15 protein-coding genes are annotated in these 16,065 nt (G+C 39.7%); 3 read left to right on the top strand and 12 right to left on the bottom strand.

The annotated features are described in order from the left end of the window. The first annotated feature begins 56 nt into the window (after positions 1-56). Positions 57-1,172 (top strand): MBL fold metallo-hydrolase, encoded by a 1,116-nt coding sequence (locus ACWIB3_RS05010; RefSeq protein ID WP_454291059.1) that lies wholly within the window; start codon positions 57-59, stop codon positions 1,170-1,172. Positions 1,173-1,176: 4 nt separating this feature from the next. Here ACWIB3_RS05010 and ACWIB3_RS05005 read toward each other — a convergent pair whose 3' ends face one another. The 8 genes from ACWIB3_RS05005 to ACWIB3_RS04970 form a co-directional block, all read right to left on the bottom strand. Beyond that, on the bottom strand, positions 1,177-2,298 hold the full coding sequence (locus ACWIB3_RS05005) for an ABC transporter permease (RefSeq protein ID WP_454291058.1): 1,122 nt from the start codon (positions 2,296-2,298) through the stop codon (positions 1,177-1,179). Continuing rightward, positions 2,295-3,401 (bottom strand): ABC transporter permease, encoded by a 1,107-nt coding sequence (locus tag ACWIB3_RS05000; RefSeq protein ID WP_185213634.1) that lies wholly within the window; start codon positions 3,399-3,401, stop codon positions 2,295-2,297. Before ACWIB3_RS05000 ends, ACWIB3_RS05005 begins: the two co-directional genes overlap by 4 nt. Further along, positions 3,402-4,148 carry an ABC transporter ATP-binding protein gene (locus tag ACWIB3_RS04995; RefSeq protein ID WP_254528331.1) on the bottom strand — a complete coding sequence of 249 codons (747 nt, stop codon included), beginning with the start codon at positions 4,146-4,148 and terminating at the stop codon, positions 3,402-3,404. A gap of 1 nt (position 4,149) precedes the next feature. Further along, on the bottom strand, positions 4,150-5,058 hold the full coding sequence (locus ACWIB3_RS04990) for an ABC transporter ATP-binding protein (protein ID WP_454291057.1): 909 nt from the start codon (positions 5,056-5,058) through the stop codon (positions 4,150-4,152). A gap of 7 nt (positions 5,059-5,065) precedes the next feature. Then, the gene (locus tag ACWIB3_RS04985) at positions 5,066-5,968 is read right to left on the bottom strand and encodes an HlyD family secretion protein (protein WP_454291056.1); all 903 of its coding nucleotides are present in this window, start codon (positions 5,966-5,968) and stop codon (positions 5,066-5,068) included. A 5-nt stretch (positions 5,969-5,973) separates the two neighbouring features. Further along, positions 5,974-7,269, bottom strand: coding sequence for a TolC family protein (locus ACWIB3_RS04980; RefSeq protein WP_454291055.1), 1,296 nt, complete (start codon positions 7,267-7,269; stop codon positions 5,974-5,976). Positions 7,270-7,323: 54 nt separating this feature from the next. After that, positions 7,324-7,950, bottom strand: coding sequence for a TetR/AcrR family transcriptional regulator (locus ACWIB3_RS04975; RefSeq protein ID WP_454291054.1), 627 nt, complete (start codon positions 7,948-7,950; stop codon positions 7,324-7,326). Positions 7,951-8,067: 117 nt separating this feature from the next. Further along, positions 8,068-8,538, bottom strand: coding sequence for a hypothetical protein (locus ACWIB3_RS04970; RefSeq protein ID WP_185217235.1), 471 nt, complete (start codon positions 8,536-8,538; stop codon positions 8,068-8,070). A gap of 116 nt (positions 8,539-8,654) precedes the next feature. Here ACWIB3_RS04970 and ACWIB3_RS04965 point away from each other — a divergent pair, with 116 nt between their 5' ends. Continuing rightward, complete coding sequence (locus tag ACWIB3_RS04965; RefSeq protein WP_454291053.1) at positions 8,655-10,682, top strand: M3 family metallopeptidase; 2,028 nt, start codon at positions 8,655-8,657, stop codon at positions 10,680-10,682. Positions 10,683-10,714: 32 nt separating this feature from the next. On the opposite strand, the gene rnhA is transcribed toward ACWIB3_RS04965, so the two are convergent. From rnhA to lon, 3 genes are all read right to left on the bottom strand, one after another. Beyond that, on the bottom strand, positions 10,715-11,221 hold the full coding sequence (gene rnhA, locus ACWIB3_RS04960; protein ID WP_254528321.1) for a ribonuclease HI: 507 nt from the start codon (positions 11,219-11,221) through the stop codon (positions 10,715-10,717). A gap of 55 nt (positions 11,222-11,276) precedes the next feature. Further along, positions 11,277-11,810 carry an FUSC family protein gene (locus ACWIB3_RS04955; protein WP_185213625.1) on the bottom strand — a complete coding sequence of 178 codons (534 nt, stop codon included), beginning with the start codon at positions 11,808-11,810 and terminating at the stop codon, positions 11,277-11,279. 172 nt (positions 11,811-11,982) lie between these two features. Next, positions 11,983-14,445, bottom strand: a complete 2,463-nt coding sequence (gene lon / locus ACWIB3_RS04950) for an endopeptidase La (RefSeq protein WP_185213624.1) — start codon at positions 14,443-14,445, stop codon at positions 11,983-11,985. 324 nt (positions 14,446-14,769) lie between these two features. On the opposite strand from lon, the gene ACWIB3_RS04945 reads away from it, so the two are divergent. After that, positions 14,770-15,438, top strand: a complete 669-nt coding sequence (locus ACWIB3_RS04945; RefSeq protein ID WP_093095065.1) for a tetratricopeptide repeat protein — start codon at positions 14,770-14,772, stop codon at positions 15,436-15,438. A 63-nt stretch (positions 15,439-15,501) separates the two neighbouring features. Here ACWIB3_RS04945 and ACWIB3_RS04940 read toward each other — a convergent pair whose 3' ends face one another. Beyond that, entirely contained in the window at positions 15,502-16,029 is a 528-nt protein-coding gene (locus tag ACWIB3_RS04940) for a helix-turn-helix domain-containing protein (protein WP_454291052.1), read from the bottom strand. Positions 16,030-16,065 lie beyond the last annotated feature (36 nt).

Below are 16,065 nucleotides of genomic sequence, written 5' to 3'. Positions count from 1 at the left end.
TAATTCATTTATTGCAATCAGATTACAGATAATACTGTAAATTGTGCCGCTTTAACATGAAAAAAATATTTAAGATACTTATGTATATCATTCTTGCCTTAGTCTTGATCATCGCTGTGGCAGTATATTTATTGAGCCGGTCGGATCAAATGGGCGCTTTGGCTTCTGCGGATCGATTGAAAAGAATGGAGCATACCGCCACCTTTAAAGATGGGGTATATGACAATCTAGAAAAAACGCCAGCAATCAAGGAAGGTGTAAGCCAAGTCGCTGTATTCAAGTCTTTTTTCTTTGAAAAGGATAAAAGGAATGTTCCTTCAAAACCATTACCGGTAGAGATTACTGATTTAAAAAATATTCCCTTGGACCAGAATGTCTACGTGTGGTTTGGTCATTCCTCCTATTACATGCAATTGGATGGAAAAAGAATATTAGTGGATCCCGTATTGAATGGGAATGCTTCACCGATTCCAGGCAGCGTGAAAGCATTCAAAATGACCCATAAATACAAGGCGGAGGATTTTCCTGAAATCGATATCCTTATCCTTACCCATGATCACTACGACCATTTGGATTATCCTTCCATATTGCAACTGAAAAGCAAGGTCAAGGATGTCGTGACAAGTTTAGGTGTTGGAGCCCATTTTGAAAAATGGGGCTATCCTACTGAACGGATCCATGAGTTATATTGGGGTGAAAAGTTAACCCTAGACAGCTTGCAATTCACTGCTGCGCCAGCAAGACACTTTTCAGGCCGTTGGTTAAAGAGAAATACCAGCTTATGGTCTTCTTTTGTCGTTCAATCCGATTCGTTGAAGATATTTGTAGGTGGAGATTCTGGCTATGGCAAACATTTTAAGGAAATTGGTGAGCAATACGGCCCTTTTGATGTTGCTATCCTTGAAAATGGACAATACAATGAATTATGGAAATACATCCACCTGATGCCTGAGGAAGCTGTTACAGCTGCCCAGGATTTACTGGCGAAAAGAATCATTCCTGTTCATAATTCTAAATTCCCACTTGCCAACCATGCTTGGGATGATCCTATGATCCGAATTAGCAAAGAAGCTAAAAATAAAAATGTTCCCATTTGGACTCCAAAAATGGGACAGCTTATTTACTTAGATAAAGATAATGACACCAAAGAATGGTGGTTAGGGGTTGAATAAACCCCTATGATGTTTTTCTATAGTTCCAAATGGCAAGGCCATTCAGCAAAATGGCAAATCCTATAATGATCAAGAAATGATGCTGGATATCCTGAAAGTCACTTCCCTTTAATACAATCATACGGACCACTTCAATGAAGTATGTTACAGGGATCATTTTCGTCACCACATAAGCCCATTGAGGCATGCTGTCAATGGAAGTGAACAGGCCGCTCATCATCATAAAAATCATGATGAAAAAGAATGCGACCGACATCGCCTGTTGCTGGGTTTCGGAGATCGTAGAAATCAACAATCCTAAACCTAAAATCGCAATAAGGTAAATGGACAGGTATCCATACAACCAAAACATATTGCCTACTGGCACTAATCCATATATAAATCGGCCGACCACAAATAACCCAACCGTAAAGACAAACATTCCGATGATCCAAAATGGAATCAGCTTACCGAGGATGAATTGATATTTCTTGATTGGGGTTACATTGATCTGTTCAATGGTTCCAACTTCTTTTTCCTTTACGATATTTAGGGCGCACATATACGAACAGACCATGGTCACTAAAGCGACCAGAATCCCTGGTACCATAAACTTATTGTAAATCAGATAGGGATTGAACCAATTGGAAGAGGTGACATCTATCAGTGAATTGGCAGAAACTCCATTTTGATTGACCCATTTGGTCCGGATATCTTCATTGAAATCCATTATGATCCTACTGAGATAGCTTGATCCCAATCCAGCTTTTACTCCGTTGATGGCATTAGCGGCAATAAACAGCTCTGCAGACTTCTCTTTTATCAGATCTTTTTCAAAGTTTGTCGGAATTTCAAGTATTAAATCCGCCTTTTCACTTTCGATCTGCTTCAACGCTTCTTTAAAGGATTGCCCATAATCGGTCAACCTAAAATATCCAGAGGCTGTCATCTTAGCAATCAATTGCTGTGAAGCCGGAGAATGGTCATGGTCTACGATAGAAACATTGATGTTTTTCACCTCGTAATCCGCTGCAAAAGGTAGAATGATCAATTGCATGATAGGTGCAACAAATATCAAAGGGAGCAACGCTTTATTTCTAAAGATCTGCTTAAACTCTTTTCTCAACAAAAACAACAATGATCTCATTCTAACCTTGTTTTAAAATTTTTCAAACTTAATACCAAAAGGATAACTGTCATCCCTATCAAAATCAAGGTTTCCTTCCATATGGCAGCAATCCCAAGACCTTTCAGCATAATGGATTTTACGATGATATAATACCACTTTGATGGAACCAAATTGGATACCAGCTGCAATGGCATGGGCATGTTTTCGATAGGAAACATAAAACCGGTAAACAACAGGATCGGCAACATCATCCCCATCATGGAGATCAGCATTGCTGCCTGTTGGGAGTTCGTCACATTGGAAATCAAAAGCCCTACTGACAAGGCACAGATGATCAACAGCGCACTCTCAGCGACCAACAAAATAAGACTTCCATGAATTGGCATGCCCATGAGCGTCACGGCCATGATCAGGATAACTGCCAAGTTGATCAATGACAACATAAAATATGGCAGTGCCTTAGAAACTATTACCAGAAATGGATTAAAAGGCGAAACCAGCAAGATCTCCATAGTGCCCATTTCTTTTTCCTTCACGATAGAAACAGCTGTCATCAGCACACAGATCAACATAAGCACCAATGCCATAATACCCGGAACAAAGTTCATCGCTCCTTTTAGCTCGGGATTGTAGAGCATCCTCAATTCGGTGTTGATGGAATAAGGCATTTCCTGCCCCTGCATCAGATCCATCTGATAATCCATGATGACAGCATTTGCATAGTTCTGAAGGGTACTGGCCGTATTCGGGTCAGAACCATCCGAGATCACCTGGATTTGGGCTTTTTTCAGGTGCATTAAATCCTCATTAAACTTTGCTGGGAACACCACAGCAAGCTTAATATTTTCCTTTTGAAAGGAGTCCTCAATATCTTTATAGCTCATCAAGGATTTCGTGACTTGGAAATTCCGATTGGCTTCAAACTTTCTCGTTATTTCCTGAGTGGCTATATCTTGGGAATAGTCACAGATTACGATTTTTGCATTCTTAACCTCGTTGGTCAGGGCGAATCCGAACAATACGATCTGCACGATCGGTAATCCAAACAACATCAGTAAAGTCTTTCTATCCCTGAACACATGGTAGAATTCCTTACGAACAAAGGACATAAACTGTTTCATCTAATCTCCCTTCCTTTTAGCGGCGCGAGCCAGTTCATAAAACACGTCATCCATGGTTTCCGCTTTATATGTTCTTTTAAGGTTTAGCGGGCTATCCAAAGCTTTTATCTCTCCATCCACCATCATCGAAATCCGGTTACAGTATTCCGCTTCGTCCATATAGTGGGTAGTGACAAAAATGGTTATCCCACGTGCTGCAGCAGCATATATCAGGTCCCAAAACTGCCTTCGGGTAACGGGATCCACTCCCCCGGTCGGTTCATCCAAGAAAACAATCTTTGGATCGTGGATGACAGCAACGGAGAAGGCCAACTTTTGCTTCCATCCTAAGGGCAAGGAGGCTACCAATTTCTTGGCTTCATTTTCCAGACCTAAGGTCCTTAACAGTTCAGTCCGTTTATCTTTCAGCTGCTTGTAATTGAGGCCATAGATACCTCCGAAAAAATCAATGTTTTCATTAACCGTCAAGTCCTCATAGAGCGAAAACTTCTGGCTCATGTAGCCTATATTTTTCTTGATTTCCTCCGTCTGTTTATAGATATCGAAACCAGCAATATTGGCATTTCCAGAACTTGGTTTTGAAAGACCGCAGAGCATTTTCATGGCGGTGGTTTTGCCTGCACCGTTGGCACCCAAAAAACCAAAGATTTCACCTTTATAGACCTCAAAACTGATGGAGTTGGTCGCAATGAAATCGCCAAATTTCTTAGTGAGCTTATCAGTCTTTATTACAACTTCGTCTGTCATGTTAGTTCATTAGGTTAATGAAACAATCCTCAATATTGGGTTTGATTATCTTGATATCCAATCCCAGATGGTTTTGATTTCCAAGTGATTTCAGCAGCATTTCTTCTGCATGATCGCTATCTTCTTTGAAACTGATATGATGGTACTCACCAAAGGCATTGCAGGTTTTGATATTGGGATTATTTCTGAGATCAACCAATAGTTTGCCCATATTATTAGCTTTGATGGCATACAAAGGATCTGGATACTGCTTTATGATTTCATCTGGAGACTCAACGCTTAGAATCTTGCCATTTTGTATCAAGGCAATACGCTCGCAAAGGGTAGCCTCGTCCATGTATGGGGTTGAAACCAAGATCGTAATCCCTTGATCCTTTAGTCTAGCCAACATGTCCCAAAACTCTTTCCTCGACACCACATCAACTCCTGTTGTCGGTTCATCTAAGAATAAAACCTCGGGCTTATGGATCAGGGCGCAGCACAAGGCTAGTTTTTGTTTCATTCCCCCAGACAATTTGCCTGCCCGTCTATCCTTGAATGGTTCGATCTGCACATAAATATCCTTGATCAGATCATAGTTTTCTTCAACCGTAGTTCCAAAAACTGACGCGAAGAAATTAAGGTTCTCCTCAATGGTTAGGTCTTGGTACAGTGAAAATTTACCGGGCATATAGCCAATTAGCTTCCTGATCTGTTTATAGTCTTTGACAACATCTAAACCTGCTACACTTGCAGTTCCTTCTGTAGGCAACAGAAGGGTAGTCAAAATCCTGAAAATACTTGTCTTTCCTGCTCCGTCCGGACCAATTAGACCAAATAGCTCACCCTTTTTCACAGAAATATCCACATGGTCCACAGCGGTGAGTGCACCTTTATTGTAGGTTTTTACCAGATCAACTACTTGCACCATATCCATATCAGATAAACTTTATTTCAGCATACATGCCAATCTTATATCTTCCATCATTCTTTACCTTGACTTTGATAGCATAGACTTGATTAGCCCTTTCGTCTTTGGTCTGTATAGTCTTCGGAGTAAACTCTGCTTTACTGTTAATCCAAGTGATGATCCCTTCAGTAGTATGGTATCCATCGTTTCCATCATCAGTCAACACCTGAACCTTTTGGTTCAACTTGACATTTGGAAGCTGATTGCCGGTAATATATGCCCTCAATATCATGCTGGACAGGTCGGCAATCTTATACAGTGGTTTTCCCATACCTGCAGATTCGTTCACTTCGGCATATTTAGTCAAGACCGTCCCTTGGACAGGATTCACGATTTTAGATTTCTTTAATTGATCTTCCAATTGATAGATCTGCACTTCCAAAGGCACGACTTCCTTCCCTATACTTTGATTTGAAATCGAAAGGCTGGATTGTTGGGCTTCTAACTGTCTATTGAGCAATTTTATCTGCGCATTGATATCATCTAACTGCTTAGGGGTCGCTGCGTCACCAGCGATCAGGTTTTGGGTCCTAATTCTCTCCCTTTCTAAGTGCTGGATTTGTTCTTTAATGGCAGATAGCTGGACAGGTATATTCGGTTTCCTACTTAATCCAGCACCAACCTGAGCCTCTAATTGGCGCTTCTTTAGATAGGTCTGCACCGTATCTATATAGCCAATTTGTTGCCCCACAGCTAACTGGTCCCCTTCTTCTAGATTAAACTCTTTGATAGTCCCATTCGCCTCAGCAGAAATTATGGTCTCTATTGCCTCAAAACTCCCTGAGGCATCGAAGGTATCTTTATCATTTTTACAGGATCCCAAAGCCAGTATTCCAGTACTTAGGAACAAATATATTTTCAGTCTTTTCATTATGATTAGTTTTCTGCTTTTCCAGATGTTGTTTGTAAGTTATATTGAGCCATTAAGAGTTGAACTTCATGCAAGGCGAGGTTCTGTTTTGCCTGTTCCACCACATTCACCGAAATAAGGTAATCGTTGCTGCTGGCAGTGCCATAATTCAACTGGTTCAATGTAGAATTCTTTACTTGCTCCCGAAGGTCGATTATCTCTTGATCGGTTTTCAGCAATTCTTGAAACTTAGACAGTTCTGTTTTCTGTTGCGAAAGGCTCATTTTTGTATTGAATAGGAAAGTTTCCTCTTGCACCTCCAATATCCGTTGGTTGTTCTTTATGATATTCTTTTCATTTTTCTGGGTATAGAAACTGTTCAGGTTCCAAGCCAAACGCAATCCGGCAATATAAAAGCCTTGCGTTTCGGGATTCAGCATATTCAATGCCGGCTGCCCAACACCACCTTGAACAAATAGGCTAAATTGTGGCAAAGACTTATTATCAATCAATTTATTCTGAACATCAAGAGATTTCCTTTGTAAAGAAAATAAGGTCTGTTCCGGCCTATGGATTTCATTATTCCATTGCAAGGCAGCTGGAGTCTGTAATTTGGTGTCAGGACCTAGCTTTTCTCCAATCATTACACCTAGAACTTCCAGATAAGCTTTCTTGTTGAAATCCAATTCTGTAATTCTTTGCTCAGCTTTCAATTTTTCCGCCTTCAGATTACTAGCAGAACTCCTAAGCGCAACACCATTGGCAACCGCAGTTTCCATTTTTTCAATGCCGCTCTGTAGGTCTTGGACACTCAGATTAATCTGTTCTTTTTGTCTATCCAAAAGCAATACGGCAAAATAAAGGTTATTGATCCTTTCTTTCAGCTTGTACATTTCCACCTCAACTTTTTGGTTTTCGACGGCAGAACTGGCATTTAGGTTTTCCTTTTGGTCCTTGAGATTCAAAAGACCAGTCAAGGATTGAGTCAGCTCAGCATAAACCTTATATTGACTCTTGCTTATGCTTGGGATATCCATATTGGGAAGCTTAATAGGCATCGATGTCACATCAGATTGATGTGTTGCCTGACCGGCCACAGACAACTGTGGCATGACAGCCTTTTGAGCATTATCCAAGGAAAACTCATTCGTCCTTGATATGAGACCTTGTTGCTTGATTAGTGGGTAATTGGAGCGAGCTAAAGTGTAGCAATCCTCCAAACTCAGTTTCCCTATCTCACTTTGCGCAATAGCGAAGCTATTCCCTATTCCCATAAAAAGAATAAAACTTAAAACTTTCGTAAAGATATTTACCTTAATCATATATTTTAATATATTGATTTAAACAATTGACCAATTTATAGACAAAAAAATAGACTATGCTTTAAACATAGCCTGCACCCAAATGGGAATCAACTTCTTACGTTCTTCCATCAAGGCAAAAAATTCATTGTTGTTGAGCCCCGTTCCGTTCATGATCATAGGTTGAGCAATAAAAGGAAACAGGACCATACCCAAAACGTTCATAATAAATTGAATAGGACTAACCTCCTTCAGGGTTCCATTCTTTATTTCCTCATCCAATTGTTGGACAAAGAATGATTCACCTAAGATTTCACGGACAGGAATTTTCTCGAGAATATTATTGACATTGGATCGGATCTCACTCACGATAAATCCAGGAATCTCGGGTTTATTCTTTATCGAATCGATATAATGCTCAGCAATGGCACTGACTTTCTCCAATAAGGTAGACTCATGGTCATTTAATACCAAGACCAAGCCTTTCATAAACTCACCTAGTGTTTCCAGCATAATGAGTTCGAAAAGCTTTTCCTTACTTCTGAAATAATAATTTAAAAGGGATAGGTTGATTCCTGCTTCATCAGCAATATCTCTGGTCCTAGTCGCTGCATATCCTTTCTTATGAAATACAATGCGCGCTGCTTCTTTTATTTTGTCTTCGGTTGATGTATCTAATTCCTTCTCTTCCTTCTTATTCATCTTTTGGCTTTTCACTTGAGATTGCCCAAAGGTAAGAACATTTAAGAGAATTAAACAAATATTTTAATCAAATGACCAAACTTTTTAAAGAAAATGAACTAAACACCCAATGGAAGCTTATTTTTTATGTAAAATCATCCCATGATCAAACCTCAAACTGTCCATATTTTTGAAAACAAACTTCGAATCGATCTCTTCCACATCGCCAAATCCTTCAATCAACCCTTCTGGAACAATTCCAAAAACTGTCTCCCTAACAGAGTTTACCCCTTCTGACATAAAACTATATTCACCCACCAATAAAGAATCCTTGATTACTCCTCGGAATTCTCCATGGTTCTTGTCTTTTTCTTGAAAATTATAGCTTAATGGCCCAATAAGGGAGTCGTTTTGACTTTTCAGATCCAATAAAATCGTATCTCCATTTTCATCAAACACATATTTTCCGGCCAATTCTGAAGCGGTCCATTCATCTGCCACAGCATCATTTTCTTTGTTGTCTTTAGCCTCCTGTCCAGAATTATTACAAGCACTCATACTTAATACCAAAACCGGGACAACAAATAATGACTTAGCAATATTTCTCATGTTTATCTTTTTTTATTGTTATAACGTATAATGATACGTAATGTTTCCGTAAAATCTTGATAAATCTATATTCCAGACCCATTTCCAGTAGATTTATATTTGTAACTTTATATACTATGAATATTCTTACAAAGTCTTTCGAGACGAATTATAATACAGCTCCCTTTTCCCAAATCAAAAACGAAGATTACGTTCCAGCCTTTCAGGAAGCAATAGCTGAAACTAAAGGGGAAATTGAACAGATTGCAACAAACTCTCAAGCAGCAACCTTTGAAAATACGATCGAGGCACTATCCTTCTCTGGAATGCAATTAGATCGGATTTCCAATATATTTTTCAATCTCCATTCTGCAGAAACGAATGATGAATTAGAAAAGATTGCTGTACAGGTAGCTCCCATGTTGGCAGAATTAAGCTCCGACATCACCTTGAACTATGAGTTATTCCTAAAGATCAAGGAGGTATATGATCAAAAAGACAACCTAAATCTTAGCCCTGAACAAGAAACTTTATTGACCAAAAACTATAGAGATTTCGTTCGCAATGGCGCCTTGCTAGCGGACGAAAAGAAAAAAGAACTCAGGGGAATCGACCAGGAAATGTCGGTATTGAAATTAAACTTCGCAGAACATGTATTGGCGGATACCAATGCCTATCAATTACATATCTTGAAAAAAGAGGAGCTTCATGGCCTTCCTGATTCTGTGATCGAGGCAGCACATGAACTCGCAAAAGAAGAAGGCAAAGAAGGCTGGATTTTCACCTTAGACTATCCTAGCTACATCCCATTTATGACCTATGCCAGCAACCGCGAATTGCGAAAAGAATTGGCAATCGCTGCTGGTAAAAAAGGCTTTCAGGACAATGCAAACAACAATGAAGAAATAATCCTAAAAATTGCCAAACTGAGACATCAACGGGCTAAATTATTAGGTTATGATTCCCACGCACACTTCAAATTAGAAGAACGTATGGCTCAAAACCCCAATACCGTTACTTCATTTTTGAATGACCTCCTTGCAAAAGGCAAACCAGCAGCATTAAAGGAATTTGCCGAATTGAGCCAATATGCAAAAGAAAAGGATGGTTTAGACCATTTAGAAAAATGGGATGGCAGTTATTATTCAGAAAAACTGAAACAAGAACGTTTCAATCTGGATGATGAAAAGTTAAGGCCATATTTCAAATTAGACAATGTCTTAAATGGTGTATTTGAAATTGCCCACCGTCTCTATGGCTTGAATTTTAAGGAAATCCAGAATATAGACAAATATCATCCAGAAGTACAGACCTATGAGGTAAGTACAGATGAGGGTGATTTAGTCGCGGTTTTCTATGCAGACTTCTTCCCCCGTAAGGGCAAGAGAAATGGCGCATGGATGACCTCCTACAAATCGCAATATATTAAAGATGATCACAATGAGAGACCTCATGTTTCGATCGTCTGCAACTTTACTCGACCTACTTCAAGTAAGCCCTCTTTGTTAACATTCAACGAGGTTACCACCCTGTTCCATGAATTTGGCCATGCCTTACATGGCATGTTGGCAGACACGACCTATCCTACCCTTTCCGGAACTTCCGTCTTTTGGGATTTCGTCGAACTTCCAAGTCAAATTATGGAAAACTGGTGCTATGAAGAGGAAGCTTTAAAACTTTTTGCCAAGCATTATGAAACTGGCGAAACCATTCCCATGGAATACATCCAAAAAATCAAAGATTCTGCTTCCTTCTTGGAAGGGCTGGCAACGGTCAGACAGTTGAGCTTCGGCCTTTTAGATATGGGTTGGCATGGACAGGACCCAAGTGCTATCAGCAAGGTGAAAGATTTTGAAACTCAACAGTTCGCGGAAACAGCGATCTATCCCGATGTCAAGGAGAATGTCATGTCAACATCTTTCTCCCATATCTTTGATGGCGGTTACTCTTCAGGATATTACTCCTATAAATGGGCAGAGGTCCTGGATGCAGATGCTTTCGATTATTTCCAACAGGAAGGTATCTTCAATCGGGAGGTTGCAAAAAAATTCAAGGACAATATTCTTTCAAAAGGCGGTACGGAACATCCAATGAAACTCTATAAACAGTTCCGTGGAAAAGAACCTTCCGTTGACCCTCTATTGAAACGTGCTGGATTGATCTAATCCATCTCGAACATAAATGAAAAAGGCTTAGATTAAATATCTAAGCCTTTTTGCAATTCTGATTCAAACACAGAATCTATTTTCCAGGTGGACTTATCTTTTGATGCCTTAACAGCCAATTGGTCACATCGCTCGTTTAGCGGATGCCCAGCATGGCCTTTTACCCATACCAACTTGACCTTATGCAGTTTATATACATTCATCAACCGCATCCAAAGGTCTTTATTCTTCTTTCCTTGAAATCCTTTCTGAATCCAGCCATATACCCATTTTTTATCAATGGCATCGATGACATATTTCGAATCCGAAAATACGGTCACTTGCTGATTGAGGTTCTTCAAGGCTTCTAGACCAATGATAACTGCCAATAATTCCATTCGGTTATTGGTCGTTTTCCTAAAGCCTCCAGAAAATTCCTTTTCGATTAGTTTACCTTGAAATTCAGGATTTGCCCCTTGATAAATTGCCCTTAGGATAGTTCCATAACCACCAGGACCAGGATTTCCGCTGGATGCGCCGTCAGTATATAATTCAATCATTGCCGTAAAAATAACGATTTAATTGTAAGTGATGGATTTATATTGTAACTCGCTGTTAGGCAGGCTCCGTAAATATCTTGTATTTTTCCCGCATGAATTGAATCACTCCTGAAGATACAATCACGATCGTCAACCCTATAATACAGCCAATACCCGTCGATAGTGCACGATAGATTGGCGTATAGGCAATCTGTGTATGGTGAGGTTCTATCATTATGATCAATAAGGCCACGATTGCTACCCTTGCCATGTTCAGGATCTTGAATCCCCAACATAGGAAAATGGTCAGCACGATACCTGTCATAATAGAATATACCGACTTTGGCAACAGCCAAACACAGCCCATGGCTACGACCGACCCTACAAAATTCGACTTGAATCGCTCAATTGAAAGCCTTTTCGAATCCTTTTCCTCAGGAGAAATAACTAAAATAATGGATAATAATGCCCAGAAGACCTCAAACTGTTTAAACCTTAGATACAATAAGTATCCAATAACAAAACCAATCAGACACCGGATGATATAAATTAATAGAGGTGAGGTAATGACCCGCTTGACAAACCTCGCTGTATTACTGTTGAGATTCATTGCCGCAAAAATACTGTTTATTAAATTATAATTAAAATTAACCTCATAAGATTGAATGACCCTGACAAACCGATTTGGAAATCAGCCCTTAACAAGGAAACCGTCGATCCTACACACAATAAAAAAGGCACAATTTTGAATTAATTGTGCCTTAGATATTATGCAATATAAATTAGTAATTCTCTCGATTTAATTGTTTTGCGTTCTTAACTTTTTCATCCAGTAGCGCCAATTTAACCACTTCACGCATCTCGCTTACATAATGGAAATTCAAGTCTTTGATATAATCTTCCTTGATCTCCAAAATATCCTTTTGGTTGGACTTACTCAAGATGATATCCTTGATGTTTGCGCGCTTAGCCGCTAATATTTTCTCCTTGATCCCTCCTACTGGCAATACCTTGCCACGAAGAGTGATCTCACCGGTCATGGCCAATTTAGGTTTTACCTTATGTTGGGTAAACAAGGATGCCAAGGCAGTCAACATGGTGATGCCGGCAGATGGTCCATCTTTAGGTGTAGCACCGGCAGGCACGTGAATATTCACATCCCATTGATCAAAGACTTTAAAATCAATTCCAAACTCATCAGCATGAGAGCGTAGGTAGGCCATTGCAATGGCAGCAGATTCTTTCATCACGTCACCTAAGTTACCCGTCAAGCTCAGCTTCCCTTTTCCCGGGCTCAAGCTAGATTCAATAAATAGGATATCACCGCCAACCGAAGTCCAGGCTAAACCAGTTACAACCCCAGCGATATCATTGTTCTCATACAGGTCCTTGTCAAAGATTGGTGGACCTAAGATTTCCTCCACATCCTCTGCCGAAAGGTTATGATCATACGGTTTTTCCATCACGATCCTCGTTGCAATACCGCGTACGATCGAACCGATTTTCTTTTCCAGACCACGGACACCAGATTCACGGGTATATTCTTCAATGATTTTCTCAATCATCTTAGGTTTCAGAGCAATGTCTTTTGCTTGGATACCGTGCATTTCACGCTGCTTAGGCAACAAGTGTTTCTTGGCGATCTCAATCTTCTCCTCAATGGTGTAACCATTGACTTCAATAATCTCCATACGGTCCAAGAGTGCAGGCTGCACACCGCTCAATGAATTGGCAGTGGCTATGAACATCACTTTGGATAGATCATATTCCATTTCCACATAATGATCGTAGAAGTGGGTATTTTGTTCAGGATCCAAAACCTCCAACAAAGCTGAAGAAGGATCACCTTTAAAATCAGAACCTATTTTATCAATCTCATCCAAAACAAACACAGGATTTGAAGCACCTGCTTTTTTCAAGGATTGAATGATACGCCCAGGCATGGCGCCGATATAAGTTTTTCGATGCCCCCTGATTTCCGCTTCATCACGGATACCTCCCAAGGCCATACGGGTATATTTTCTTCCTAAAGCTTTAGCAATAGATTTCCCCAACGAAGTCTTACCAACTCCTGGAGGCCCTACCAAACATAAGATTGGAGCTTTCATATCATTTTTCAGCTTCAAGACAGCCAAATATTCAATGATACGTTGCTTCACTTTTTCCAGACCATAATGGTCTTTGTTCAAAACCTTTTCTGCTCGAGCCAAATCGAAATTGTCCTTGGTAAATTCACCCCATGGCAAATCCAACAACAATTCCAAATAGTTCAACTGCACCGAATAATCAGCAGCAGCGGGATTGATACGGGCCAATTTCTCCAATTCCTTTTGGAAATGTTTGCCCACATCCTCTCTCCATTTTTTCGCTTTTGCCCTTTTCTTCAGTTCTTCGATTTCAAGGTCCGGGGTATTCCCTCCCAATTCCTCCTGAATGGTCTTCAGTTGTTGGCTCAAGAAATAATCGCGTTGTTGCTTATCTAAATCAATCCTCACCTTATTTTGGATTTGATTCTTCAGCTCCAACATCTGGATTTCAGTCGTCAAATGCTCCAACAATTGTTTAGCACGCTTCACAAAATCCTTGATTTCCAATAAGTCCTGTTTCTGCTCCAGCTCCAATGAAAGATTTGAAGAGATAAAGTTCACCAGGAAAGTAGGACTTTCGATATTCTTGATAGCAATTCCTGCCTCACTTGGTAGGTTTGGCGAAAGTTGAATGATCTGCAAAGCCATTTCCTTCACAGAAGAGATCAAAGCCTTGAATTCTTTACTGCTCGTTTTTGGTTTATCCTCCGGAAATTTCTCTACACGAGCGATCAGGTAAGGCTCAGTCTGAACCAATTCCTTTAGTTTCACACGCTGCTTACCCTGAATGATCACCGTTGTGTTACCATCAGGCATCTGAAGGATCTTGATGATATGGGCTACGGTCCCTACTTTGTTCAATTGTTCAAAAGTAGGATCCTCAACCGTCATATCTTTCTGCGATACTACAGCAATAGTGCGATCACCCTTATAGGCATCCTTTACCAATTTAATAGACTTATCTCGACCAACCGTAATAGGGATCACCACACCCGGAAAAAGAACCGTGTTCCTAAGGGGTAGAATCGGGAGTTGATCGGGAATTTCTGCATTCCTCATTTCATCCTCATCCTGTTGAGTCAATAAGGGAAAGAATTCAGTTTCTTCGTTTATGATAGGTAACGTTTGATTAAAATTGAATGAATCAAATTTGTTCATATGTACATGTCCAGCTTGCCGACATCTTGTCAGACGATCAGCTATTTTTTATTTTAAAATTAATGAACTCATATAGTGCAAGCAAAGTGCCAAGTCCGAAATTTGGTACATTTTATGCTATTATTGATTTGTATCTGTTAAATCGTCAGTAATCAGCACATTCTTTGTCACCTTTGTGTATAGATTTCTGCAATATTTAGAAGCAAGTTACAAAATGTGGAAATGTTTATAACTATTGATTGCGGCGTTAAACTATTTAACAGATTTTTACTCTATTAGTAGGAGTATAGAAATTTACAGGGAAAACAACATAAAAATTCAGACATGAAATTAAATAACTTGAATACACAGATGAAGACGATTAAGATTGGGTTAGCTACTGTTGCTTTGGCATTAGCTACAATGGGTGCACAAGCACAAGAAAAACAACACAGCGATCCAAATGTACGTGCTGGTGAAAAAGCATTATTGGACGGTGATTTTAAAACTGCAGCAACTCAATTCGAAAAGGCATTACCTAATGCTGGAAACGAACCTGAAGTTGTGTATTTATTAGGTTACTCTCAATTCCAAAATGGTGATTACAAAAAAGCTATCGCTAATTTCAACAAAGTAATCTCCTTGGATGCCAAAAACACTTCTGCTTACTACTACAAAGCAAAAGCGAACAACAACATGGCAGTAAACAAAGAGTTGAAATTGAGCAACCAAGAACGTGAAGCTTTATTGAAATCTGCTACAGCTGACTATACTAAAGCAATCGCTATCAATGCAAATGACGCAAAATTATATCAAAACCGTGCTATTGCTTACCGCGATCTAGGAATCCTTACAGGTACTAAAGGTGCGGCTAACTACAATAAAGCAACAGCTACTGACGCGTACAACAAAGCTATTACAGACTATGAGAAAGTATTGACTTACGATGCTTCTCGTAAAGACATCCAAACTGAAGTTAAAAAAGCTACAGTTTACCGTGATAACCTTAAATAACAATTGAACAAAAACAGAAAGCCCGCAATTTGCGGGCTTTTCTGTTTTATTTAAATTTCAAGATTAGATCAACTGTTTCTTATAAACAGAAGGGCTAACCCCGGTCGTCTTTTTAAATTGGTTGCTCAAATGAGCGATACTGCTGTATTGCAGTTGTGCCGCTATCTCCGCCAAAGTGGCATCATAGCTCAACAGCTCTTTAACCTTTTCAACCTTTAGGTTGATTAAATATTTTTCGATACTCTCCCCTTGGACTTCGGAAAACGCACTACTCAGATAGGAATATTCCAGATTGAACCTTTCTGATAGATAACTCGACGTTTTGATTGACATTGACTCCTCCGCCTTCAACATCTCTGAGAGCGCTATTTTTATCTCTTCGACTAAAATCTGCTTCCTATCCTTTAATACTTCAAATCCAATCAACTTGAGCTCTTGGTCAAATAGAATACGTTCTGCGTCTGTAAAGGGTCTGCATAAGTTAATGGAACCAATACTCACATCACCAAATGGAACATCCATCCTTTTCAAGATCTGTTCAACTGCCATAACGCAGCGAGGACATACCATATTTTTGATGTGAACTTGCATTGGATAAAGATAAGGATATTTTACCGGACCTAAATT

The sequence above is a fragment of the Sphingobacterium sp. NPDC055431 genome, assembly GCF_053644255.1.
The sequence above is the reverse complement of the archived record's forward strand: the minus strand, read 5'-3'. Positions and strand labels throughout refer to the sequence as shown.

Excerpts from the sequence above, each read along its gene's own strand:
- ACWIB3_RS05010 (WP_454291059.1), top strand. The coding sequence starts at position 57 with ATGAAAAAAATATTTAAGATACTTATGTATATCATTCTTGCCTTAGTC.
- ACWIB3_RS05005 (WP_454291058.1), bottom strand. The coding sequence starts at position 2,298 with ATGAGATCATTGTTGTTTTTGTTGAGAAAAGAGTTTAAGCAGATCTTT.
- ACWIB3_RS05000 (WP_185213634.1), bottom strand. The coding sequence starts at position 3,401 with ATGAAACAGTTTATGTCCTTTGTTCGTAAGGAATTCTACCATGTGTTC.
- ACWIB3_RS04995 (WP_254528331.1), bottom strand. The coding sequence starts at position 4,148 with ATGACAGACGAAGTTGTAATAAAGACTGATAAGCTCACTAAGAAATTT.
- ACWIB3_RS04990 (WP_454291057.1), bottom strand. The coding sequence starts at position 5,058 with ATGGTGCAAGTAGTTGATCTGGTAAAAACCTACAATAAAGGTGCACTC.
- ACWIB3_RS04985 (WP_454291056.1), bottom strand. The coding sequence starts at position 5,968 with ATGAAAAGACTGAAAATATATTTGTTCCTAAGTACTGGAATACTGGCT.
- ACWIB3_RS04980 (WP_454291055.1), bottom strand. The coding sequence starts at position 7,269 with ATGATTAAGGTAAATATCTTTACGAAAGTTTTAAGTTTTATTCTTTTT.
- ACWIB3_RS04975 (WP_454291054.1), bottom strand. The coding sequence starts at position 7,950 with ATGAATAAGAAGGAAGAGAAGGAATTAGATACATCAACCGAAGACAAA.
- ACWIB3_RS04970 (WP_185217235.1), bottom strand. The coding sequence starts at position 8,538 with ATGAGAAATATTGCTAAGTCATTATTTGTTGTCCCGGTTTTGGTATTA.
- ACWIB3_RS04965 (WP_454291053.1), top strand. The coding sequence starts at position 8,655 with ATGAATATTCTTACAAAGTCTTTCGAGACGAATTATAATACAGCTCCC.
- rnhA (WP_254528321.1), bottom strand. The coding sequence starts at position 11,221 with ATGATTGAATTATATACTGACGGCGCATCCAGCGGAAATCCTGGTCCT.
- ACWIB3_RS04955 (WP_185213625.1), bottom strand. The coding sequence starts at position 11,810 with ATGAATCTCAACAGTAATACAGCGAGGTTTGTCAAGCGGGTCATTACC.
- lon (WP_185213624.1), bottom strand. The coding sequence starts at position 14,445 with ATGAACAAATTTGATTCATTCAATTTTAATCAAACGTTACCTATCATA.
- ACWIB3_RS04945 (WP_093095065.1), top strand. The coding sequence starts at position 14,770 with ATGAAATTAAATAACTTGAATACACAGATGAAGACGATTAAGATTGGG.
- ACWIB3_RS04940 (WP_454291052.1), bottom strand. The coding sequence starts at position 16,029 with ATGCAAGTTCACATCAAAAATATGGTATGTCCTCGCTGCGTTATGGCA.